25 protein-coding genes are annotated in these 20,733 nt (G+C 63.4%); 16 read left to right on the forward strand and 9 right to left on the reverse strand.

All coding sequences use genetic code 11. The features are described 5' to 3' along the window. The 7 genes from FJ954_RS19655 to FJ954_RS19685 form a co-directional block, all read right to left on the reverse strand. Positions 1-1,026 carry a MotA/TolQ/ExbB proton channel family protein gene (locus FJ954_RS19655; protein ID WP_140662634.1) on the reverse strand — a complete coding sequence of 342 codons (1,026 nt, stop codon included), beginning with the start codon at positions 1,024-1,026 and terminating at the stop codon, positions 1-3. A gap of 120 nt (positions 1,027-1,146) precedes the next feature. Continuing rightward, positions 1,147-1,833: a hemolysin III family protein gene (locus tag FJ954_RS19660; RefSeq protein ID WP_140662636.1), complete on the reverse strand. Its 687-nt coding sequence runs from the start codon at positions 1,831-1,833 to the stop codon at positions 1,147-1,149. A gap of 136 nt (positions 1,834-1,969) precedes the next feature. Beyond that, the gene (locus tag FJ954_RS19665; RefSeq protein ID WP_015315248.1) at positions 1,970-2,770 is read right to left on the reverse strand and encodes an inositol monophosphatase family protein; all 801 of its coding nucleotides are present in this window, start codon (positions 2,768-2,770) and stop codon (positions 1,970-1,972) included. A gap of 89 nt (positions 2,771-2,859) precedes the next feature. Beyond that, positions 2,860-3,426: an elongation factor P gene (efp, locus tag FJ954_RS19670; RefSeq protein ID WP_015315249.1), complete on the reverse strand. Its 567-nt coding sequence runs from the start codon at positions 3,424-3,426 to the stop codon at positions 2,860-2,862. A gap of 165 nt (positions 3,427-3,591) precedes the next feature. After that, positions 3,592-4,632: a tetratricopeptide repeat protein gene (locus FJ954_RS19675; protein ID WP_181177875.1), complete on the reverse strand. Its 1,041-nt coding sequence runs from the start codon at positions 4,630-4,632 to the stop codon at positions 3,592-3,594. Position 4,633: 1 nt separating this feature from the next. After that, positions 4,634-5,281, reverse strand: a complete 648-nt coding sequence (locus tag FJ954_RS19680) for a thiamine phosphate synthase (RefSeq protein WP_015315251.1) — start codon at positions 5,279-5,281, stop codon at positions 4,634-4,636. Positions 5,282-5,414: 133 nt separating this feature from the next. Then, a complete protein-coding gene (locus FJ954_RS19685) occupies positions 5,415-6,320 on the reverse strand; it encodes a DMT family transporter (protein WP_140662638.1) in 906 nt (301 codons plus the stop codon). Between the two features lie 132 nt (positions 6,321-6,452). Here FJ954_RS19685 and FJ954_RS19690 point away from each other — a divergent pair, with 132 nt between their 5' ends. From FJ954_RS19690 to FJ954_RS19700, 3 genes are all read left to right on the forward strand, one after another. After that, on the forward strand, positions 6,453-6,905 hold the full coding sequence (locus FJ954_RS19690) for an Lrp/AsnC family transcriptional regulator (protein WP_015315253.1): 453 nt from the start codon (positions 6,453-6,455) through the stop codon (positions 6,903-6,905). 91 nt (positions 6,906-6,996) lie between these two features. After that, complete coding sequence (locus tag FJ954_RS19695; RefSeq protein ID WP_140616633.1) at positions 6,997-7,725, forward strand: class I SAM-dependent methyltransferase; 729 nt, start codon at positions 6,997-6,999, stop codon at positions 7,723-7,725. A gap of 105 nt (positions 7,726-7,830) precedes the next feature. Next, complete coding sequence (locus tag FJ954_RS19700; protein WP_015315255.1) at positions 7,831-8,601, forward strand: sulfite exporter TauE/SafE family protein; 771 nt, start codon at positions 7,831-7,833, stop codon at positions 8,599-8,601. Between the two features lie 13 nt (positions 8,602-8,614). Here the strand turns inward: FJ954_RS19700 and FJ954_RS19705 are convergent, their stop codons facing one another. Next, positions 8,615-9,166, reverse strand: coding sequence for a DUF2269 family protein (locus FJ954_RS19705; RefSeq protein WP_140616634.1), 552 nt, complete (start codon positions 9,164-9,166; stop codon positions 8,615-8,617). 326 nt (positions 9,167-9,492) lie between these two features. Between FJ954_RS19705 and FJ954_RS19710 the strand changes: the two genes are divergently transcribed. The 8 genes from FJ954_RS19710 (at position 9,493) to FJ954_RS19745 (ending at position 14,949) form a co-directional block, all read left to right on the forward strand. After that, entirely contained in the window at positions 9,493-9,885 is a 393-nt protein-coding gene (locus tag FJ954_RS19710) for a hypothetical protein (RefSeq protein WP_015315257.1), read from the forward strand. Between the two features lie 373 nt (positions 9,886-10,258). Then, positions 10,259-10,792 carry a DUF1465 family protein gene (locus FJ954_RS19715; RefSeq protein WP_015315258.1) on the forward strand — a complete coding sequence of 178 codons (534 nt, stop codon included), beginning with the start codon at positions 10,259-10,261 and terminating at the stop codon, positions 10,790-10,792. 88 nt (positions 10,793-10,880) lie between these two features. Then, the gene (ruvC, locus tag FJ954_RS19720; RefSeq protein ID WP_140662639.1) at positions 10,881-11,390 is read left to right on the forward strand and encodes a crossover junction endodeoxyribonuclease RuvC; all 510 of its coding nucleotides are present in this window, start codon (positions 10,881-10,883) and stop codon (positions 11,388-11,390) included. 55 nt (positions 11,391-11,445) lie between these two features. Further along, positions 11,446-11,715, forward strand: coding sequence for an AbrB/MazE/SpoVT family DNA-binding domain-containing protein (locus FJ954_RS19725; RefSeq protein ID WP_140662640.1), 270 nt, complete (start codon positions 11,446-11,448; stop codon positions 11,713-11,715). Next, positions 11,693-12,112, forward strand: a complete 420-nt coding sequence (locus FJ954_RS19730; protein WP_140616636.1) for a type II toxin-antitoxin system VapC family toxin — start codon at positions 11,693-11,695, stop codon at positions 12,110-12,112. Before FJ954_RS19725 ends, FJ954_RS19730 begins: the two co-directional genes overlap by 23 nt. 28 nt (positions 12,113-12,140) lie before the next feature. After that, the gene (ruvA, locus tag FJ954_RS19735; protein ID WP_015315262.1) at positions 12,141-12,761 is read left to right on the forward strand and encodes a Holliday junction branch migration protein RuvA; all 621 of its coding nucleotides are present in this window, start codon (positions 12,141-12,143) and stop codon (positions 12,759-12,761) included. A gap of 43 nt (positions 12,762-12,804) precedes the next feature. Continuing rightward, positions 12,805-13,842 carry a Holliday junction branch migration DNA helicase RuvB gene (ruvB, locus tag FJ954_RS19740; RefSeq protein ID WP_015315263.1) on the forward strand — a complete coding sequence of 346 codons (1,038 nt, stop codon included), beginning with the start codon at positions 12,805-12,807 and terminating at the stop codon, positions 13,840-13,842. Positions 13,843-14,052: 210 nt separating this feature from the next. Continuing rightward, the gene (locus FJ954_RS19745; RefSeq protein WP_140662642.1) at positions 14,053-14,949 is read left to right on the forward strand and encodes a metallophosphoesterase; all 897 of its coding nucleotides are present in this window, start codon (positions 14,053-14,055) and stop codon (positions 14,947-14,949) included. Between the two features lie 25 nt (positions 14,950-14,974). Here the strand turns inward: FJ954_RS19745 and FJ954_RS19750 are convergent, their stop codons facing one another. After that, the gene (locus FJ954_RS19750) at positions 14,975-16,222 is read right to left on the reverse strand and encodes a cellulase family glycosylhydrolase (protein WP_140662644.1); all 1,248 of its coding nucleotides are present in this window, start codon (positions 16,220-16,222) and stop codon (positions 14,975-14,977) included. A gap of 53 nt (positions 16,223-16,275) precedes the next feature. Here FJ954_RS19750 and ybgC point away from each other — a divergent pair, with 53 nt between their 5' ends. The 5 genes from ybgC (at position 16,276) to tolB (ending at position 20,716) form a co-directional block, all read left to right on the forward strand. Then, positions 16,276-16,755, forward strand: coding sequence for a tol-pal system-associated acyl-CoA thioesterase (ybgC, locus tag FJ954_RS19755; protein WP_015315266.1), 480 nt, complete (start codon positions 16,276-16,278; stop codon positions 16,753-16,755). Positions 16,756-17,025: 270 nt separating this feature from the next. Next, positions 17,026-17,736: a protein TolQ gene (gene tolQ / locus FJ954_RS19760; RefSeq protein WP_015315267.1), complete on the forward strand. Its 711-nt coding sequence runs from the start codon at positions 17,026-17,028 to the stop codon at positions 17,734-17,736. A 9-nt stretch (positions 17,737-17,745) separates the two neighbouring features. Then, entirely contained in the window at positions 17,746-18,201 is a 456-nt protein-coding gene (gene tolR, locus FJ954_RS19765) for a protein TolR (RefSeq protein ID WP_015315268.1), read from the forward strand. Positions 18,202-18,208: 7 nt separating this feature from the next. Next, positions 18,209-19,366 carry a TonB family protein gene (locus FJ954_RS19770; protein WP_140662646.1) on the forward strand — a complete coding sequence of 386 codons (1,158 nt, stop codon included), beginning with the start codon at positions 18,209-18,211 and terminating at the stop codon, positions 19,364-19,366. A gap of 78 nt (positions 19,367-19,444) precedes the next feature. Beyond that, positions 19,445-20,716: a Tol-Pal system beta propeller repeat protein TolB gene (gene tolB, locus FJ954_RS19775; protein ID WP_224531044.1), complete on the forward strand. Its 1,272-nt coding sequence runs from the start codon at positions 19,445-19,447 to the stop codon at positions 20,714-20,716. Positions 20,717-20,733 lie beyond the last annotated feature (17 nt).

Here is a 20,733-nt window from a genome sequence, read left to right on the forward strand (position 1 = left end):
CTAGTGCACCCCGGGCTTCTTCAGCGCGTCGGCGATCTTTTCCAGCGTGTTGCGCATCGCCTTTTGTTCGTCCGACTGGGCTTCGACCCAGTCGCGCATGATCTGCTGTTCGGAGCGCATGTTCTTGACCAAGCCGGAAATGCCATCGGCGAGATTGGCCATGGCGGTGGCGACGCGCGGGTTGGAGCCGCCGCCATTCTCCTGCATGCTGCGCAGCCGCTCCGACAGGACGCGGATCTCGTCGGAAGAGTCGGCCTTGGCCGGGTCGGAAACGACGATGTCGGACGACAGATCCGTGACCGAGGACAGCCAGTTCTCGAGCTCGGTGTAGAAGCGCGTCTGGGCGCGGCCGGCCTGCAAGTCGAGGAAGCCGAGCACGAGCGAGCCGGACAGGCCGAACAGCGAGGACGAGAAGGCTGTGCCCATGCCGGCCAGCGGCGCCGACAGGCCCTGTTTCAGCGAATCGAGCACCGCGGCGGCGTCACCCGTGCCGGGATCGAGCGATTCGATGGTCTCGCGGATCGAGCCGATCGTATTCAGCAGGCCCCAGAAAGTGCCAAGCAGGCCGAGGAACACCAAAAGGCCCACAAGGTAGCGCGAGGTGTCGCGGCTTTCGTCGAGGCGGGTGGCGATGGAATCGAGCATTGTGCGCATCGATGAGGTCGAAAAGGCCATGGACGAGGAACGGCCGATCATCGCCTTCATCGGCGCCAGCAGCACCGGTTGGGTGGTTTCGGAGCCGGCTCGGAAAGAGTTGACCCAGCGGACCTCGCGAAACAGCCGCCCGACCTGCGTGAAGGCCAGCAGGATACCGACGACGAGCACGCCGACGATCAGGCCGTTAAGGCCGGGGTTGGTGACGAAAGCGGTGGTGACCTGGCGGGTCAGGATGGCGGCGATGAAAGCGACGATGGCCAGGAAGATGACCATGGTCAGCAGGAAGACCTGCGGACTGGACAGTTTATGCGGGTCGTAGATCAGCACGTCGGAGCGCCTGCCCATGCCGAAGGATCTGAGAAAAGCCATCCGTGCCCCGTTTCCGATGCCGCTGCCGCCGATCACGTAGTTGGCAACTCTAAACGGAATTATGACCAAATTGAATGGTGCTTGGCAATATTGCCACAGGCGGCCTTTGGAGCCGGCGCATCAGAGGCGGTTGATGACGAGGCAGTCGACCATGGCTGCCAAATGCAGGCCGGCGCCGATGACGACGAAGCCGTGCCACAGTGCGTTGTGGAAGCGCAGCGCCTTCCAGGCGAAGAAAATCACGCCGCAGGAATAGACGACGCCCCCGGCGACGATGAGCACGATCGACGTGGTCGGCAGCGTCTCGACGAGCGGCTTGACGAGAACGATGCCGCTCCAGCCGATGGCAAGATAGAAGACGATCGCCAGCCTGTCGAAACGGCCGGGGAAAAACACCTTGATGGCAATGCCCGTTGCGGCCGCGGCCCAGACCAGGACGATCATCCAGCGCGCCAGCGCAGAGTTTCCCAACTGGGCGAGAAAGGGTGTGTAGGTGGCGGCGATCAAGAGATAGATAGCGGCATGATCGAAGCGCCGCAGGATCCATTTCGCGGGCGAGGTCACCGGCCACAGATTGTAGGTCAGCGATACCGAGAGCACGGTGAGCAGCGACACGACATAGAAGGCGGCGGCGATATATTCGCCGGGCCCGACCCGGAAGGCGGCGAGCGCCAGCAGCGCCGAACCGGCCGCGATCGCCAGCACGATCCCGACAGCATGGACGATCCCGTCGGCGATCATCTCGGCGCGCGAATAGTGCCAGCGTCCGATGAACGGAATCTCGATCTGTGGCGGGGTGTCGGTCATCTATCGTCCTGCATCACCCCATATCTGGGCAACCGACGGACAGTATTTCAAGCTTTGTTTGCGGTTTTACGACTGCGCGCTTTGCCTTGACCGCAATTCTGGATGCAAAACCGCGAACATTTTTTCCGGAATTGCTTCAGCGCGGCGGGAGCGGCTTTTTCACCGTCTTCAGCAATGCGCGCTGGATGATCTCGTTGCCGGCGACAACCGTGCCGGTGTCCAGCATGTCCTGTCCGCCATCCATGTCGGAGGCGAAGCCGCCCGCTTCCCGGATCAAGAGCAGGCCGGCGGCCATGTCCCAGGCCGACAGGCCCACTTCCCAGAAGCCGTCCATGCGGCCGGCGGCGACATAGGCAAGATCGAGCGAGGCGGAGCCCATGCGGCGGACGCCGGAGACCTCGGCCATGACGTTGCGCAGTTCGACCAGGAAATTGCCGTGATGGCCCCGGCCGAGATGCGGCACGCCGCAGCCGATCACCGTGTCGACAAGCTTGGTGCGGCCGGCAACGCGCAGGCGCCGATCATTCATGAAGGCGCCGCCGCCGCGCTCGGTGGTGTAGAGCTCGTCCATGGCGGGATTGTAGACGACGCCCGCCACGATCTGGCCCTGGCGCTCCAGTGCGATCGAGACGGCGAAAAGCGGGATGCCGTGCAGGAAATTGGTGGTGCCGTCGAGCGGGTCGACGATCCAGCGGTGCTGGCTGTCATCGCCGGCGACGGCGCCGCGCTCTTCCATCAGGAAGCCGTAGCCAGGACGTGCCTTCGACAGTTCGGCGAAAACGATGTCCTCGGCCTTGCGGTCGGCCTGGCTGACATAGTCGCCGGGGCCCTTCATCGAGACTTGCAGGTTCTGGACCTCGCCGAAGTCGCGCGACAGCGAGCGGCCGGCCTTCATTGCGGCCTGGACCATGACGTTGAGGAGGGCTGAGCGTGCCATAGTGCTTCTTCCTGGTGCGGCGCTTTAAATTCTGTCTCGATGCATGCCGGCGACCCAAACCGGGGCCGCTTCCGGGCGACATGCATGCATCAGTCGGCGCGGCGCACGTAAGTGATTTCGTTGGTGTCGACGATGATGCGTTCGCCGGCGCCGATGAAGGGTGGCACCAGCACGCGAATGCCATTTTCCAGCACCGCCGGCTTGTAGGAGGATGCCGCCGTCTGGCCCCTCACCACCGGATCCGCCTCGGTGATGGTCAACGTCACGTAATCGGGCAGCGAAATGCCGATCGGCCGCTCCTCGTAGAGCTGAACCGTCACCATCATGCCGTCCTGCAGGAACGCGGCGCGGTCGCCGACGAAATCCTTGTTCAGTTCGAGCTGCTCGTAGCTTTGGGTGTCCATGAACACCAGCGCGTCGTCCTGCTCGTAGAGGAAGGAGAAGTCCTTCAGGTCTAGCCGGATCTGCTCGACCGTTTCGGCCGAACGGAAGCGCTCGTTGAGCTTGGTGCCGTTGATGAGGTTCTTCAGCTCAACCTGGTTGTAGGCGCCGCCCTTGCCGGGCTTGACGGTGTTGGTCCTGACCGCCACCCAGAGGCCGCCATCGTGTTCGATGACGTAGCCGGGGCGGATTTCGTTGCCATTGATCTTGGCCATGATGATGGGATCCGGGATGCTGCCAACGGCCGGGCCATTGGTATGGGATGTTCGCCGTGACAGGCGATTTAAGGCTCCAAGACCACAAATCGCCCGGAGAGGCAAGGGAGGGCGGGTTGCGGCTGAGCAACGGGGGCGGGCACCGGCCGGTTCCGCCTACCGCCATCAGGGCAGGCGGTTGGCCTTCTGCAGGGCCTGCTTGGTCTGGTCGTCGCTCAGCCCTTGCAGGAAATCGTCCATCTGCTGATCGATGAGACCGGCGCGGCGGGCGACGATGTACCAGGCGCCGGCGAGCACGAGGTCGGGATCGGTGCCGATGCCTTGCATATAGAGTTTTGCCAGCCGGTTCTGGGCCGCGACATTGCCGCCTTCGGCGGCCTGCTTCGTCCAGCCGAAGGCCGATTTCAGGTCGCGCGCGCCGCCGCGGCCCTCGATCATCCAGGCGGCGAGATCGATCTGCGCGGTGTCGTAGTTCTGACGGGCGGCCTGCGCCAGTAGCCGCCGTGCCTGTGCATCGTCGCGCGGCTTGCCCCCGACGCCGTTGGCATAGATCTGCGACATGGCGTACTGCGCGTCGGCGAGACCGGTCGCGGCGGCACGCTCATAGTAGGAAACCGCCTTGGCCAGGCCGGCGTTGCCGGGATCCTGCTGGACCAGCATCTGCGCGAAATTGAACTGCGCCAGCTGGTTGCCGGCCTCGGCGGCAGCCTGCATCAGGGCATAGGCTTCCTTCGCGTCCTTCTTGACGTAGCGGCCGTCGAGCAGCATCAACGCATATTGGAACTGCGATTCCGGCACACCCTGCTCGGCGGCAAGCGCGTACCATTTCGCGGCCTCGGCCGCGTTCAACGGCACGCCCAACCCACGCGACAGGATCTCGGCCACCAGCGTCTGCGCCGCCGGATCGCCATTCTGCGCACGGACCAGCGCCAGATTATAGGCGGTCTTGTAAAGACCACGCTGGAAGGCACCATAGGCAGCGTCCGCCGGCTTGGCGCCAAAGCGGTCGGGATTGACGCTGTCGGCCGATGGCAACGGCGCGGGTTCGGATGTGGTGGCGGGCTGCGGCAGCTGCTTTTCGATCGGCTTGTCGGTGTGCACGCCGGTTTCAGGCTTGGGCTGCGGCAAGGGTATGGTTTCGGCGGCGGCGGCCTGGATCATCACCGCCGCAAGCAGGGCCTGAAGGGAAAGCCTTGTCAGGAACACGTCAGTCCTCGAGGCGCGGCGCTGTTTCGTCGAGCAGCGCATTGGCCCGGGCGATCGCCGCCTTCGGATCGATGCCGTCGGCGAACACGGCGCTCGACAGCGCGACGAATTCGGCGCCGGTGGCGGCCACGGTTTCGACAGAGGCAAGATCGGAACCGGCCTCGACGATGCAGGGGATCTGGATCATCTGCGCCCACCATTGCCCCAATGACAGGTTGCGCGGATGCGGCTCGGGCTTGTTGTCGTAGCCGAACCGGCCGAAGAAGATGTAGTCGGGCCGGGCTTCGCCGAGTTCGAGCGCGTCGTCACGCGTCTTGGCGCCGCCGGCGCCGACCGTCATTTTCGCCTGGAAATGTTCGATCGTCTCGGCGAGTTCGGCCTTGGAGACCTCGACATGGATGCCGTCGGCCTGGACGCGGCCCGCGATGCGGGTGTCGCCAGCGATAATGACGGCCACTCCGGCGGCCTGCGCGGCCGGCACGATACGCTCGGCGAAGGCCTGGAAGGAGGCCTCGTCCATGCCGTTCTCGGGCAGGATCAGCGAGGCGACATCGCCGCCGTCGAACGCGGCCGTGATCCGATCCGCCGACACGCCGGACGGCGCGATCAGCACGATGCGGCAGCGGTTGGGGGGCGTTGCGTCATTCATGGTTCTTCGATCCCGGGTTTCGCCTATGCCGGGCGAAGATGGTTGGATTGCGGCATAGAGCAAACTGCCCGCTTTGAACAGGCGGGCAGCCGGGATCGCGATTTTTGATCCGCCGGGCAGCCGGCGCGTCGCCTTACCTGATCGGCTCGGGGCTCGCGGCGGCCGGTCTCGGTTTCCGCAATGTCCAGCCGAGGTTCATGCCGGCGGCCGCGATCAGGATGGCGGCGGCGCCGGCGACCTGGCTGAGGTGCAGCCGGTGGCCGAAGGCGGTGACATCGACCAGGATGGCAACGACCGGATAAATGAAGGACAGCGACCCCTGCAGATGCGTCGGCAGCTTCTGGATGGCGCCGTACATGAGGATGTACATCAGGCCGGTGTGGACGATGCCGAGCGTTGCCAGCATGGCCCAGCTCCATGGATCGCCGGGGAGATGCGCGAGATTGGCGAAGGGCGCCAGCATGGCGACGCCGACGCAGACCTGAATCAGCGCGATCAGATGCGGCGGCGTGCCCTTGAGCTTCTTGGTGACGATTGCCGCGACGGCCCAGAAAAAGGCGGCGGCCAGGGCCATCAGGATGCCGGCGAAATAGTTCGTGCCGACATCAGCAGCATCGGGAGCAGCGGCGACGATCAGCAGCATGCCGGTGAAGGCGATTGCCAGCCATGTCAGCTTGGTCAATGTCAGCCGCTCGGCGAACAGGAGCGCGCCGAAGCCGACCAGCATGAAAGGCTGCGTGTTGTAGACGGCAGTGGCGATCGAGATCGACGCGCGCGAGAAGGCGCTGAACAAAAGCAGCCAGTTGATGACGATCGCCGCACCCCCAAGCGCCGCAAGGCCGATGACGCGCAACGACAGCCTGTTGCGCAGCAAACCAAGCGAAGCGCAGATCAAGAGCAGCGTCAGCGCGCCGAACGCGCAGCGCCAGAACACGACATCCATGATCGGCTGACCGGACATGATGACGAACCAGCCGATCGTTCCTAGGATCGCCATTGCGGCCGACATTTCGACCGTGCCTCGTACCGTATCGTTCATAATAAGCCTCTGAACCCGTTGAGGCGGCATAATCTCATGAGAGGTCTGAGCTATCCGGCTCTTAGAAAAGGTGATATGACGGGATTGCCTAATTAAATTAGGTATCCGCCCGAAATCCGCGGGAAATAGAAGATGCTGGATGATTTGGACCGAAATCTGCTGGAAATCCTGGTCAGGGATGCGCGAACCTCGCTGAAGGATCTGGCGGCCCAGGTCGGGCTATCGTCGCCGAGCGTTTCGGAGCGGCTGCGGCGCCTCGAGGAGCGCGGCGTCATCCGGGCGTTCACCGTCGAGATCGATCCGCTGGCGCTCGGCTATACGCTGCAGGCGATCGTGCGGATCAAGCCTCTGCCGGGCAAGCTGCACATCGTTCAGAAATTGATCGAGGAGATTGAGGCGTTTGGCGAATGCGACAAGGTGACCGGCGACGACTGCTTCGTCGCCCGGCTGTTCGTGCGCTCGATCGGCGACCTCGACGGCATTCTCGATCGCATCGCCGACAAGGCCGAGACCAGCACCGCCATTATCAAGGCACAGCCGATCCGGCGGCGACCGCCGCCACTGGGGTTGCCGGCGGCCTCGTAGGCTTGACACTCATGGCAGTGGTGGAAAGGCGCGGCCAGTCCACCAAATATCAGTCTTCCGCCGGATGATTTGTCCGAGAAGCCAGAAAAAGATGGCGCAGAACATTTACGATCAACCCGATTTTTTCGCGGGCTACAGCCAGCTTGGCCGCTCCGTCGAAGGCCTGGATGGTGCCGCCGAGTGGCCGGCGTTGCGCGCGATGCTGCCCGATGTCGGTGGCCTGAGGGTCGTCGACCTCGGCTGCGGCTTTGGCTGGTTCTGCCGCTGGGCACATGAAAATGGAGCGAGGGAAGTCCTTGGGCTGGACCTCTCGGAGAAGATGCTGGCCCGTGCGAGAGCGGCCGGCCCGGACACCGGCATCACCTACGAGAGAGCCGACCTCGACCAGCTCAGCCTGCCGCAAGGCGGCTTCGACCTCGCCTACAGTTCGCTCGCCTTGCATTACGTCGAAGACATTGAGCGCCTGTTCGGGGCCGTGCACGAAGCCCTGTTGCCCGGCGGGCATTTCGTCTTCTCGACCGAGCATCCGATCTACATGGCGCCGACCAATCCGGGCTGGTCGATCGATGGGGAGGGGAAAAGGACCTGGCCTGTCGACCAATATCTGGTGGAAGGGCCGCGCAAGACCAACTGGCTGACCAAGGGGGTGGTGAAACATCACCGCACCATCGGCACCACGCTCAACGCCCTGATCCGCGCGGGTTTCACGATCGAGCATGTCGAGGAATTCCGTCCGACGGACGCGCAGATCGCGGCCAGACCGGATCTGGCGGAAGAACTCGAGCGGCCGATGTTCCTGCTGGTTTCGGCGTGCCGATAGAATAGGGGCATGGCGAGGCGCGCGGGTTGCTTTTGCTGTCGCTCGACTCAAGATTGTGGGCTATTCAGGCGTCGACGCGCTTTCCCTCCAGATCAGTTCCTCCTCATGTCAGGCCTGCTTCTCGATCCGTGGTTCTACGCGGCCGCCATTCCGGCGGTCATCCTGGTCGGCCTGTCCAAGGGCGGCTTCGGCGGCGCGGTTGGTTTCGTCGGCGTGCCGCTGATGGCGCTGACCATGCCGCCGGTTCAAGCGGCCGCCATCCTGCTGCCCATCCTGTGCCTGATGGACATCGTCTCGGTGTGGACATGGTGGGGCGTGTACGACCGCAAGATGCTGGTCGACATGATGCCGGGCGCCATCGTGGGCATCGGGCTTGGCTGGCTGACGGCGGCACTGGTCACCGAGGAAGCGGTGCGGCTCATCGTCGGCGCCGTTGCCATTATCTTCGTGCTGCGCTGGCTTTACCTGCAATTTCGTCATGGTTCCGACCATGCGGCCGCACCTAATCGCGTGGCCGCGGCCATATGGGGCACGGTCGCAGGCTTCACCAGCTTCGTCGCCCATGTCGGCGGCCCGCCCTTCCAGGTCTATGCCTTGCCGATCCGGCTCGACCCCAAGGTGTTGTCGGGCACGGCAGCGATCTTCTTCGCCGCTACCAACGCGCTGAAACTCATCCCCTATTTCGCGCTCGGCCAGTTCGACACCGCCAATCTGACGGCGTCCGCCGTGCTGATGCCGCTGGCGCCACTGTCGACCATCGCCGGTGCCTGGCTGGTGCGGCGGATGCGGCCAGAAATTTTTTATCCCTTCACCTATGCGACCGTGGCGGTCGTGGCAGTGAAGCTTCTGTGGGACGGGATCGCCGGCATCATGTAGCGCTCCAGCCGCGTCAGGCGGCGCTGGGCACCATGCGTCTTGGCCGGCTGAGCGCCATTGTGGCACCGGCGGCAAGGACCACCACCATGCCGGCGAGAATCCCGACGTCGTGCAGGGTAGGCTTCAGAACCATGTCGGTGATGATGATGAGCATGACCGCATAGTCGAAGCGCGCCGCCCGCAGGATGCGCTGTCCATAGCCAAGTGCCGCAGGCGTCACGCCATCCCTGGCGATCATCGCGCCCATGCGGTCGGCGGTCGGCTTGAAGACGAACATGCCAATGCAAAAGGTCGTGGCGTAGCCGGCAAGCCCGATCAGGACCCAGAGATCGGAGAAGCCGACCCAGAACGAGCACATGATCAATCCGAAGACCAATGTCAGCATCGACATCGGAGCGAAGAAGCGGTTGCCCAGTTCGCCAGTGGCGCGCATCGCCTGCAGCGTTCCCTGGATGTTGCCGGCGCGATCCGCCAGCGTCGCCAGCACCATCAGAGTGAAGCCGCCGCCGACCCAAAGCATCGCCGAAAGGATGTGCAGCAATTTGATGATGGAATACCAATCCATGGCTTTTTCCCCGATGTCCAACGGTTGCTGGCGAGGCCGCGCCATTGCCCGCCCGCCGCTTCGATGCCGCAGCGTTTAGCGCCGCGGCTGTTTCAGGACGATGTCGTGGAAAAACCGGCTGTGTTTCAGGCTGCCGCTAACGAAAGGAGAGACTAATATGATGAACCCACCGCCCGGTTTTCTGCTATCGTCGGCAGCGTCGGGGAGCGACATCGTCCGGAAACACTGCCGATGCTAGTGCCGACGCCGGAAGTCCGGCGGCGACAGCGCTCGCCTGACGATCAACCCATTCCCAGCTTGGGAAAAAGGCAATTCGGGGGACTAATATGCAAGGGGTAGCACGGAATTTCTTCACGCTGGCGATCATCTACGCGTTGTGCGGCATGGCGCTCGGCATCCACATGGCGATCAGCGAAGACCACGGCCAGATGCCGACCCACGCCCACACGATGGTGGCCGGTTGGTTGATGTCGGCGGTTTTCGCGTTCTTTTACCACCTGTTTCCGGCTGCCGGGCAAAAGACGCTGGCCCTTGTCCATTTCTGGCTGACGGCAATCAGCGGCATCGGGCTGATGATCGGCCTTTATATACTGCTTGCCGGAAATCCGGGGATCGAGCCGTTGCTGGGGATATCTTCGATCGGCTTCTACGCAGGCATGCTGCTGTTTGCCTTCATCGCCTTGCCGGTGGTGTGGAAAAAAAGCCTGAGTGAAGGCTGAAACCCAGCCGGTGCGGCTGTGTTGTTACGGCACAGGAGCACGGTGTTGGGTAAAAAAACATCAGAGCCGTTAAGGGTTCATTAAGCTTTACAGGCGTTTACTATGTCCATCCAGTGATCTGGATTCTTACCGAGTGGTTGGAGCCACTTTGTTTGACGCCTCCCTGTTAAACTCCTGAGAGCCGCCTTATCCGCGGCTCTTTTTTTGTCCGCACCCAGGCGGCATTCCGCACGGCCGAACGCCGTTAACCTTCTGTTAAACATGTGCTTGCCTTCACCCCGGACGAAGCGCATTTTCAAGCTTCAGTTTTATAGGGTCACGGGTGTATCGGCAGAGAGCCGAATCAGCCGGTCGCAAGTGCAGGGGCGTATCAATGAACGAGCCTTCGAAGGGCATTGCGAAAACCGTCAAGCTGGCGGAACGCCGGGTGTTTTCGCACTCCTTCAAACCGCTTTACCAGGAAGGCATGGGCCTGGTCGAACAGGCGGCGGAGTATCTCGACGGCAAGGGCCGGGCAGAGGCCAAGAAACTGTCGCGGCTGGCGGCCACGCTCTACGCGGCCGAATCGATGCGGCTGACCACCAGGCTGATGCAGGTTGCCTCGTGGCTGCTTTTGCAGCGTGCGGCGAATTCCGGCGAGATGACGCGCGATCAGGTCGCTTCGGAAAAATCCAAGGTGCGTCTCGACACCGCTTCCGCCCATGACGAGGCGGCCGGCTGGGCCGAACTGCCGACCGATTTCCTCGATCTCGTCAACCGATCGTTGCGCCTGCAGGCATTGGTGCGCCGCATGGACGAAGAGATCTATGGCGCAGGCGCCGTGGTCGACATGCAGCCCGTGGCCCGCCGGCCCAATCCGGTGTCGGACCAGATCAGCCTGCTCAACACGGCTTTCGCCCGCAACTGAGAAACGTCGAGGCCTCCCGGTTGGCTGAACGTTTCCGGTTTGTTCACTTTTCGCTGGCATCGCTGTCCGCCGGAGGTACACTCACGGCATGGGGGACGCGATTCGCATCATCGGGATCGATCCGGGGCTCAGGCGCACCGGCTGGGGCATCGTCGAGAGCCTCGGCAATTCCTTGCGCTTTGTTGCTGCGGGCACCGTGCGCTCGGAGGACAAGGCGGCGCTGGCGACGCGGCTCTGCCAGCTGCATGACGGGCTTGCCGACATCCTGCACCAGGCGATGCCGCATGAAGCCGCGGTCGAACAGACCTTCGTCAACAAGGATGCCGTTGCGACGCTGAAGCTCGGCCAGGCGCGCGGCATCGCCATGCTGGTGCCGGCGCGCGCCGGCCTCGTCGTCGCCGAATATGCGCCGAACGCGGTGAAGAAAGCGGTGATCGGCGTCGGTCATGGCGACAAGAAGCAGATCCACATGATGGTGAAGGTGCTGTTGCCGAAAGCGATCTTCGACACCGAACATGCCGCCGACGCGCTGGCCATCGCGATTTGTCACGTGCATCACCGGCAAAGTGCCGCTTACCGAATGGCGCTTGCCGAATAGCAATGTTCTTGACTTGTTCACGCTGCGCGCGTAGTAATACCCTAGAGGTATTACCATGCGCGTGACCACCAAGGGCCAAGTCACAATCCCCAAGCCGATAAGGGACCATCTGGGCATCGGACCGGGCTCCGAGGTTGAGTTCGTGGCCACCGAGGAAGGGGCTCGGCTCGTTGCCGTCAATGAAAACCTGTCCGACGAAGAAGCCGCGCGCAGGTTCAGGAATATTCTCCACGGCATGGCGGGCACACTGGATCTAGGAGGCATGACCGCCGACGCTTACATGGAGTGGTTGAGAGGCCCGCGTGAAGATCTCGACGTTGATTGACACCAATGTCCTCATCGACGTTTGGGGGCCAACCGGGCCGCTGACGGAATGGTCAGCGTCTGCAATCGTTTCATGCCGTAGCGACGGCGCATTGGTCGTCAATACAATCGTCTGGTCTGAGCTCGCGCCGCTGATCCCGACGGAGACGGCGCTTCGAAGAGCCGTCGACATGCTCGAAATGGATCGCGAACTTGTACCTTGGGACGCGGCATTCCTTGCGGGCGTCACGCATTCCCGCTATCGCCGGGCCGGCGGCGTTCGGGAACGCACCTTGCCTGATTTCTTTATTGGTGCTCATGCGGCTGTTGCCGGACATCGTCTTTTGACCCGCGACGCCGCGCGCTATCGCAGTTATTTCCCCGATCTCGATATCATCTCTCCGGAAACGCACCCATGAGGGGCTTATCTCCCATGAAAGATCTGGCATGATCGGCAAGCTCAAGGGTACGCTCGACGAGGTCGACGAAGACCATTGTCTCGTCGATATCCACGGCGTCGGCTACGTCGCGTACTGCTCGACCCGCACGCTTGCCGCGCTGCCTTCGCCTGGCGAAGCGGTGGTGCTGTTCATCGAGACCTATGTGCGAGAGGACATGATCCGGCTCTATGGTTTCCAGTCGCAGCTCGAGCGCGAATGGTTTCGGCTGCTGATGAACAATGTGCCGGGTGTCGGCGCCAAGGTGGCGCTGGCCATCCTGTCGACGCTGGCGCCGGCTGACCTTGCCAATGCCATTGCACTGCGCGACATCGCCATGGTTTCCCGCGCGCCCGGCGTCGGCAAGAAGGTGGCCGAGCGCATCGTCACCGAATTGAAGGCCAAGGCGCCGGCCTATGCGGGCACCGCCACCGGCACCATTGGGCTCAAGCAGGAGCTCGGCGAAGGCGTAGCGCCGGCGCCGATCACCGACGCCGTCTCGGCGCTGGTCAATCTCGGCTATTCCCGCGACACCGCCGCCAATGCGGTGTCAGCAGCGCTGAAGACGGCGGGCGAGGGCGCCGATGCGTCCAAACTGATCCGTTTTGGGTTGAAGGAACTGGCACGGTGAGCCATCGCTTGTCCGGGGCGCTGCCCTGTGCAAGGAAGGTCCCATGAGCCTTTCCCCCCGCCTCATTGCACCGGAAAAGCGCGGCGAGGATGCCGAGCAGACCCTGCGGCCGCAAACGCTTGACGATTTCGTCGGCCAAGCGGCGGTGCGGGCCAATCTCAAGGTCTTCATAGAGGCCGCCAAGGGCCGCAAGGAAGCGCTCGACCATGTGCTGTTCGTCGGACCGCCGGGGCTGGGCAAGACGACGCTGGCGCAGATCATGGCGCGCGAACTCGGTGTCAATTTCCGCTCGACCTCCGGGCCGGTCATCGCCAAGGCCGGCGATCTCGCGGCATTGCTTACCAATCTCGAAGAAGGCGACGTGCTGTTCATCGACGAGATCCACAGGCTCAACCCGGCGGTGGAGGAAATCCTTTATCCGGCGATGGAGGATTTCCAGCTCGACCTGATCATCGGCGAGGGTCCGGCGGCGCGTTCGGTGAAGATCGACCTAGCGCACTTCACGCTGGTCGCCGCCACCACGCGGCTCGGCCTGCTCACCAATCCGCTGCGCGACCGCTTCGGCATCCCGGTGCGGCTCAACTTCTACACCGTCGAGGAGTTGGAGCAGATCGTGCGGCGCGGCGCGCGCATCCTGCAGATGCCACTCGGCGACGACGGTGCGCTGGAAATCGCGCGGCGCGCGCGCGGCACGCCACGCATTGCCGGACGGCTGCTGCGGCGCGTGCGCGATTTCGCCTCGGTGGCCGGCGACGGCCATGTCGACCGCCTGATCGCCGACGAGGCCTTGACCCGGCTCGAAGTCGACGCGCTTGGCCTCGACGCCCTCGACCGCCGCTATCTCAGCATGATCGCCCGTAATTTCGGCGGCGGTCCGGTCGGCATCGAGACCATCGCCGCCGGCCTGTCCGAGCCGCGCGATGCCATCGAGGACATCATCGAGCCCTATCTGATCCAGCAGGGGTTCATCCAGCGCACACCACGCGGACGCATGCTGACCGCCAATGCCTGGCGCCATCTCGGCCTCGATGCGCCGAAGGATTTGGCGCAGCAGCAGATCAATCTGTTCCAGGAAGAATAGCCACGCAAGCGATCAGGCGCGGGTTTCGCGGACTAGCGATCAAGCATCAGTGAACGGGCCTGCGCAAATTCTCCTCATCTTCGCCGGCTTACCGGCGTATTGCTGGATTGTATCGGGTTCGCTGCATCCATGCATGTCCTCCTCCCGACCGAGATCGCTTTTGGGCGACATGTAGCAGCGCATGCCGAAATGAGGTGCCGGAGCCACTTGATGATAACCAGACGCGGGTTCCTGCGCTTTATCGGCGGGTCGTTCCTGTCGGTCGCCTCCTTCAGCGCCTACGCCGTCGGTATCGAGCCGATGCTGCTGACGCATGTGAAGCGCTATGCGCTGACGCCACCGCATTGGCCCGCCGGATTGAAGCTGCGCGTCGTCGCGCTCGCCGACATCCATGCTTGCCGGCCGTGGATGACGCCGGAGCGGATCGCGTCGCTTGCCGAAGAGGCGAATGCCTTGCAGCCGGACCTGATCGTGCTGCTCGGCGACTACATAGCCGGCATGCGCCTGGTGTCGCAAAGGGTGACGCCGCCGGAATGGGCTGGCGCCCTGTCGGGCCTCAAGGCGCCGCTCGGCGTGGTGTCGATCCTCGGCAATCAGGACTGGTGGGCCGACGGCTTTGCGCAGCGTGCCGAAGTCGGCCCGACGATCGCGCGCAAGGCTCTGGAGAAAGCCGGCATCCCGGTGCTGGAGAACGACGCCGTGCGTCTGGAAAAGGACGGACATGGCGTCTGGATCGCGGGCCTCGCCGATCAGTTGGCGCTGTTGCCGAAAAAGAAACACGAGCCTCCCAGGGGATTGGACGATCTCGACGGCACGCTGGCCAAGATCAGCGATGCCGCGCCCGTCATCCTGCTGGCGCACGAACCGGACATTTTTCCAAAAGTGCCGTGGCGTGTGTCGCTGACGCTATCGGGACACACCCATGGCGGGCAGGTGCGGCTGTTCGGCTATTCGCCGATCGTGCCATCCCAGTTCGGCAATCGCTACGCCTATGGCCATGTCGTCGAGAACGACCGCAACCTCATCGTCTCGGGCGGGCTTGGCTTCAGCAATTTGCCGATCCGTTTCGGAATGCGCCCGGAAATCCTGCAGATAGACCTCGGCTGACCGGCGCGTCATGGCAGGCTTCGGGTCATGGCAGGCTTCGGATTGCGTCCAGCACGTCAGGCTCGGCCTTGTCGCCATTGAATGCGTCGACGATGCCGAAAGCCCCGCCATAGCTCCACACCGACCATGAGAAGCCATGCGCTTCGGCCCGAGCGATCATGTCCCTGACATAGGCGGCCCGATATTCGGCCGGCACCACATAGGCATTGCCATACTCCTGGCGGATCATGCCGAACTCGCCCAGCGTGATGTCTTCCGGCTTGATGCCGTTGGCCTTCGCCCAAGCCTCGACAGCCTTGAACGGCGCATCCATCAGGCCAAGCAGCTTGTCGGCGCTGTCCATGCTGGCGACCTGCTCGTCGAGATAGGCAAGCAGGCCATTCTGCCGTGTCCACGGCGCCTCGGCCTTGATCCGGGCGCGGATGGTGTCCAGCGTCACATCAAGCTGCGCCTTCGGCACCGCGGTCAAAGGATAGGGCAGGCCGGTCACATAGGGAATGAAGTCGCCGGCCCAGGTCGCGCCCTGATGGGTGAGCAGGAACGGGTCGTAGGAGTGGAAGGTCCAGATGACGTTGTCGTCGGGGATCGTCTTCGGGTCGATCTTTTCCAGAGACGAAGCAGCGGAATAGCAAGCTCCGGTCAGGATCAGCGTCAGTTTCGTCGCCGAGGCGCGCGCCGCCGCGAACAGCTTGCGCTGGCGGTCGGGCCACAGGCTGGTGCCGTCGCTGTCGCAATCGACGATCGGCTCGTTCATCGGTTCGAAAGCGACCTTCTCGGGATCTTCGGCGGCCAGCGTGCGCGCCATGCCGCGAACCACCTCGACATAGCGGTCGAAGGTCGCGGGGTCGTCCATCACTTCGCCCATGCCGATCTTGCGGCCGCCGCCGGCCGGGATCAGGTGCATGTCGACGATGACCTTCAGTCCGGCGCGATTGATCATGCGCGCCGAGTCCAGCACGCTGGCATAGAGTTGGTCACGAAGGTCCGTTGTCTTGTCCGAGAGAAAAGGCGACGGATCGACCGGCATGCGCAGGAAATCGAAGCCGGCATCCTTCAGCGCCTTGAGGTCGTCCTCGTTGAGGAATTTGCGCCATTCCGGGTAGGGCAGGATGGCCTTGGCATCCCACTGGTCCTCGCCGGGCCAGGTGACCCACTGGTCGAGATTGAGACCGCGCTTCATCGTGAAGGTCGCCGCCTCACCCGACAGTGTGGAAGCGGCCAGCGCCAGCACGACCGCCATCAAGCTCTTGATCATCGTCGTTAACAGTGCCATCGGGTTCATGCGCCAAAAATACCTGCCGCGTCGGCATCCAAAAGGGAAGCGCAATGGGCGATCATGGTGAATCCGCGGCATTGCTGGCAGGGCTTTCCGGTGCGCTGACCGCGTTCGGCCACCGGCTGATGGCGCGGGTCTATTATGCCGATACCGATTTCTCGGGTGTCGTCTATCACGCGCGCTATCTGGAATTCCTCGAGCGCGGCCGCTCCGACTATCTCAGGCTCACCGGCGTGCATCACACCGAACTCGCCGACGGCAAGCACGGCGAGAAGATCGTGTGGGTGGTGCGCCGCATGGAGATCGACTTCCGCATCCCCGCCCGTATCGATGACATCCTGACCGTCGACACCCGCACCGAGACCATTTCCGGCGCGCGTATCTTCATGGCGCAGCAGCTCAAGCGCGGCGAAGAGGTGCTGGTCGAGGCCAAGGTCGAGGCGGCGATCATCGGCGAGAACGGCCGGCCGAGGCGTTTTCCCAGGGAATGGGTGGCGGCGTTCATGCCCAAGGTCGTTCCCCAGGACTGATTGGACGGATCGCGTGCCGACTTCGCCAGCGCCGGTGCCGGGGCGCGGCAATGCGCCGCGCCTTATGGACTAACCCATCCTTAACCATAACGGTTCATGAAGAGATTGGTGAAGATTGGCGTTATCGAGCGCCTTCCTTTCACCAATATTTGCCCCGAAAAGGCCGCTAACGGCACGGTTTGGGGTGTCCGGTAGCTTCGTGCGAACCGACCACAAGGGATGCCATGGGCCAGCCGCCAGCTTCGCCCGGAAAATCTTAAGGACGTAACGATGGAAAATATCGCACTCGCCGAACCGGGCGCGCAATTGTCGATTTGGGCCTTGTTCATGCAGGCCAGCTGGGTGGTCAAGCTGGTCATGATCGGGCTGCTCTGCGCCTCGGTGTGGACCTGGGCGATCATCGTCGACAAGCTGGTTGCCTATGGCCGCATGCGCCTGGCGCTGAACCGCTTCGAGCAGGTTTTCTGGTCCGGGCAGTCGCTGGAGGAGCTCTATCGCACCCTTGCCGACCGCAAGACGACAGGCATGGGCGCCATCTTCGTCGCCGCCATGCGCGAATGGAAGAAGAGTTTCGAGAAAGGCGCCAAGTCGCCGCTCGGCCTGCAGACCCGCATCGACAAGGCCATGGACCTGGCGCTGACCCGTGAGATGGAAAAGCTGGAGGGCCGCCTCGGCTTTCTCGCCACCACCGGCTCGGCGGCACCTTTCATCGGCCTGTTCGGCACCGTCATCGGCATCATGACCTCGTTCCAGGCCATCGCCGGCTCAAAGAACACCAGTCTCGCGGTGGTCGCGCCCGGCATCGCCGAGGCGCTACTGGCGACGGCCATTGGCCTGCTCGCCGCCATTCCGGCGGTCATCGCCTATAACAAGCTGTCATCGGATGCGAGCAAGATCGCCGTGCGGATGGAGGGGTTCTCCGACGAGTTCTCCGCCATACTCTCGCGCCAAATCGATGAAAAAGTCGCGCCGAAGGCCTGAGGGACGATCATGGGAATGTCTGTAGGCGCAGGTGGTGGACGTGGCGGCAGGGGTCATCGACGGCGCGGCCGTCACCATGCATTGATGTCGGAGATCAATGTTACGCCGATGGTCGACGTGATGCTGGTGCTGCTGATCATCTTCATGGTCGCGGCGCCAATGCTGACGGTCGGCGTGCCGATCGACCTGCCCGACACGCAGGCCAAGGCGATGAATGCCGACACCCAGCCGATCACCGTCTCGATCGATGCGACCGGCAAGATCTTCCTGCAGGAAACCGAGATTCCGATCGAGGAGCTGGTGGCCAAGCTGCAGGCGATTTCGAAGACCGGCTATGAAGAGCGCATCTTCATCCGCGGCGACAGGTCGACGGACTACGGCACGGCGATGAAGGTGATGGCCCGCATTTCGGCCGCTGGCTACAAGAACATCGGCCTGGTTTCACTGCAGGAACAGGATCAATAGACGCACGATGAGGACTGGCCTCACCACATCGGTGATCTTGCATACGGCGGTGCTGGCCTTCGGCCTGTTCACGCTGTCGGCGCCGGCCGCGCTTCCGTCCGCCGATGTCGAGTCCGTCGCGGTCGATATCGTGCCGATGGAAGCCATTGCGCAGACCCTGCAGGGCGACAAGAAGGCCGTGATGCATGAAAAGCCGGCGCCGTTGCCGACGCAGCGTCCCGATATGGTGCCGAATGCACAGAAGGTCGGCGAAAACAGCGTCGACACCGACAAGCCGATAACGCCTGAGGCCAAGCCGAAACCCGTCGACACGACCTCGGCTCCGGCGCCCGCGCCGACCCCGAAGGAAATCCCGAAGACCGAGGACGTGCCGAAGCCGCAGGAAAAGCCCAAGCCCATTCCGGCGACGGAAGTGGCGCCAGCGCCGACGCCCAAGGAAGAGGTCAAGCCTGAGCCGGTCAAGCAGACCGAGCCGAAGCCCACTCCGGCAAAGCCCGCGCCGACACCGCCGCCGCAGGACAAGACCGCCGCCATCGATCCGACGCCCGAGGTCAAGCCCGACGCCGTCGCCGAGGCCATAGCCAAGGACCCGCCCACCGAGGAGACGCAGTTGCCGAATTCGGCGCCCGCGCCGGAGGCCCGGCCGAAGCCGCAGCCGGCACAGGCCGAAAGCGCCAAGGCGCCTGAACGCAAGGATGCCGACAAGCCGGTCAAGGAAGCCTCGTCCAAGCCAAAGTCGGACGACAAGCAGTTCAACGCCAACGAGATTTCGGCGCTGCTCGACAAGCAGAAGCCGTCCGGCGGCGGCGCCAAGCGCTCGACGCAGCAAGCGTCGCTCGGCGGCGACAAGGATCAGGGCCAGAAGCTGTCGAAGTCGGAGCAGGGCGCCCTGGAAAGCCAGCTCGGCGGTTGCTGGACCTTGCCGGCCGGGCTTGAAGGTTCGGAGAATTTCGTCGTCGTCGTCCGTTTCAACCTGAACAACTCCGGCAAGCTCGACGGCCGTCCTTCCGTTGAAACGTCGAGCGGCAACAGGCAGTTCGACGAGAGCGCGGTGCGCGCGGTTCAGAAATGCGACATGGCCGGCCTGCAGGTTCCCGCCGGCAAGCAGGACATCTGGAACGACATCCGGGTCACATTCGACCCAAGGGAGATGCTCGGCCTCTAGGCCCTGATATCCGAAGATCAGTATGAGAAGCGAGAAGACATGAAATCAATCCTCAAGCCGCTCCTGACCATTGCAGCCATGGCGCTGGGCATGACGGCCATCGTTCCGATGCCTGCCTGGGCGCTGGTCGAACTCAACGTCAACAAGGGCAATGTCGAGCCGTTGCCGATCGCCATCACCGATTTCCAGGGCGGCGACGCACTTGGCGCGCAGATTTCCCAGATCGTCACCGCCGACTTGAAGCGCTCCGGCCTGTTCGCGCCGATCGACAAGAGCGCCTTCATCGAGAAGATCGCCAATCCGGACGCAACCCCCCGCTTCGACGACTGGAAGGTGATCAATGCGCAGGCTCTGGTCACCGGCAGCGTCAGCAAGGAAGCAGACGGCCGCATCCGCGCCCAGTACCGGCTGTGGGACACATTCGCGGGGCAGCAGATGGCCGGTGAGCAGTTCTTCGCCAACGACGCCAATCAGCGCCGCGTCGCCCATATCATCGCCGACGCCATCTATGAGCGGCTGACCGGCGAGAAGGGCTATTTCGACACGCGCGTCGTGTTCATCGACGAGTCCGGCGCCAAGAACGCGCGCAAGAAGCGCCTCGCCATCATGGACCAGGACGGCGCCAACGTCCGCTACCTTTCGGACGGCAGGTCGATCGTGCTGACGCCGCGCTTCTCGCCGAACCGGCAGGAAATCACCTACATGTCCTATGAGAGCGGCCAGCCCAGGGTCTATCTCCTGCAGATCGAGACCGGGCAGCGTGAACTGGTAGGCAATTTTCCAGGCATGACCTTTGCACCGCGCTTCTCGCCCGACGGCCAGAAGGTGATCATGAGCCTGCTGCGCGACGACGGCAATTCCAACATCTTCGCCATGGACCTGCGCAGCCGTTCGACGACGCGGCTGACCAACTCGACCGCCATCGACACCTCGCCTTCCTACTCGCCCGACGGCAGCAAGGTGGTGTTCACCTCCGACCGTGGCGGTCGCGCGCAGATCTACGTCATGGGCGCCGACGGATCGGGCCAGACCCGCATCTCCTTCGGCGACGGCGTCTATTCGACGCCGGTTTGGTCGCCGCGCGGCGACCTCATCGCTTTCACCAAGCAGAGCGGCGGCGAATTCCAGATCGGCGTCATGAAGACCGATGGCTCGGGCGAGCGCATTCTGTCGTCCGGCTTCCAGCAGGAAGGCCCGACCTGGGCGCCGAATGGCCGCGTGCTGATGTTCTTCCGCGACGCCAATGGCGGCCCGAAACTGGTTTCCGTCGATCTCACCGGCCGCAACGAGCAGCCGATCCCGACGACGAATTTTGCTTCGGATCCGGCTTGGTCACCGCTGCTGGAATAGAACGGGAATTGGCGAAC

Origin of the sequence: Mesorhizobium sp. B2-3-15 (genome assembly GCF_006442875.1) — a bacterium.
In the GTDB taxonomy this organism is placed as follows: domain Bacteria; phylum Pseudomonadota; class Alphaproteobacteria; order Rhizobiales; family Rhizobiaceae; genus Mesorhizobium; species Mesorhizobium australicum.

What these genes read in the sequence shown, in the direction of transcription:
- FJ954_RS19655 (WP_140662634.1), bottom strand. Translation starts at nt 1,026, where the DNA reads ATGGCTTTTCTCAGATCCTTCGGCATGGGCAGGCGCTCCGACGTGCTG.
- FJ954_RS19660 (WP_140662636.1), bottom strand. Translation starts at nt 1,833, where the DNA reads ATGACCGACACCCCGCCACAGATCGAGATTCCGTTCATCGGACGCTGG.
- FJ954_RS19665 (WP_015315248.1), bottom strand. Translation starts at nt 2,770, where the DNA reads ATGGCACGCTCAGCCCTCCTCAACGTCATGGTCCAGGCCGCAATGAAG.
- efp (WP_015315249.1), bottom strand. Translation starts at nt 3,426, where the DNA reads ATGGCCAAGATCAATGGCAACGAAATCCGCCCCGGCTACGTCATCGAA.
- FJ954_RS19680 (WP_015315251.1), bottom strand. Translation starts at nt 5,281, where the DNA reads ATGAATGACGCAACGCCCCCCAACCGCTGCCGCATCGTGCTGATCGCG.
- FJ954_RS19685 (WP_140662638.1), bottom strand. Translation starts at nt 6,320, where the DNA reads ATGAACGATACGGTACGAGGCACGGTCGAAATGTCGGCCGCAATGGCG.
- FJ954_RS19690 (WP_015315253.1), top strand. Translation starts at nt 6,453, where the DNA reads ATGCTGGATGATTTGGACCGAAATCTGCTGGAAATCCTGGTCAGGGAT.
- FJ954_RS19695 (WP_140616633.1), top strand. Translation starts at nt 6,997, where the DNA reads ATGGCGCAGAACATTTACGATCAACCCGATTTTTTCGCGGGCTACAGC.
- FJ954_RS19700 (WP_015315255.1), top strand. Translation starts at nt 7,831, where the DNA reads ATGTCAGGCCTGCTTCTCGATCCGTGGTTCTACGCGGCCGCCATTCCG.
- FJ954_RS19705 (WP_140616634.1), bottom strand. Translation starts at nt 9,166, where the DNA reads ATGGATTGGTATTCCATCATCAAATTGCTGCACATCCTTTCGGCGATG.
- FJ954_RS19710 (WP_015315257.1), top strand. Translation starts at nt 9,493, where the DNA reads ATGCAAGGGGTAGCACGGAATTTCTTCACGCTGGCGATCATCTACGCG.
- FJ954_RS19715 (WP_015315258.1), top strand. Translation starts at nt 10,259, where the DNA reads ATGAACGAGCCTTCGAAGGGCATTGCGAAAACCGTCAAGCTGGCGGAA.
- ruvC (WP_140662639.1), top strand. Translation starts at nt 10,881, where the DNA reads ATGGGGGACGCGATTCGCATCATCGGGATCGATCCGGGGCTCAGGCGC.
- FJ954_RS19725 (WP_140662640.1), top strand. Translation starts at nt 11,446, where the DNA reads ATGCGCGTGACCACCAAGGGCCAAGTCACAATCCCCAAGCCGATAAGG.
- ruvA (WP_015315262.1), top strand. Translation starts at nt 12,141, where the DNA reads ATGATCGGCAAGCTCAAGGGTACGCTCGACGAGGTCGACGAAGACCAT.
- ruvB (WP_015315263.1), top strand. Translation starts at nt 12,805, where the DNA reads ATGAGCCTTTCCCCCCGCCTCATTGCACCGGAAAAGCGCGGCGAGGAT.
- FJ954_RS19745 (WP_140662642.1), top strand. Translation starts at nt 14,053, where the DNA reads ATGATAACCAGACGCGGGTTCCTGCGCTTTATCGGCGGGTCGTTCCTG.
- FJ954_RS19750 (WP_140662644.1), bottom strand. Translation starts at nt 16,222, where the DNA reads ATGGCACTGTTAACGACGATGATCAAGAGCTTGATGGCGGTCGTGCTG.
- ybgC (WP_015315266.1), top strand. Translation starts at nt 16,276, where the DNA reads ATGGGCGATCATGGTGAATCCGCGGCATTGCTGGCAGGGCTTTCCGGT.
- tolQ (WP_015315267.1), top strand. Translation starts at nt 17,026, where the DNA reads ATGGAAAATATCGCACTCGCCGAACCGGGCGCGCAATTGTCGATTTGG.
- tolR (WP_015315268.1), top strand. Translation starts at nt 17,746, where the DNA reads ATGGGAATGTCTGTAGGCGCAGGTGGTGGACGTGGCGGCAGGGGTCAT.
- FJ954_RS19770 (WP_140662646.1), top strand. Translation starts at nt 18,209, where the DNA reads ATGAGGACTGGCCTCACCACATCGGTGATCTTGCATACGGCGGTGCTG.
- tolB (WP_224531044.1), top strand. Translation starts at nt 19,445, where the DNA reads ATGGCGCTGGGCATGACGGCCATCGTTCCGATGCCTGCCTGGGCGCTG.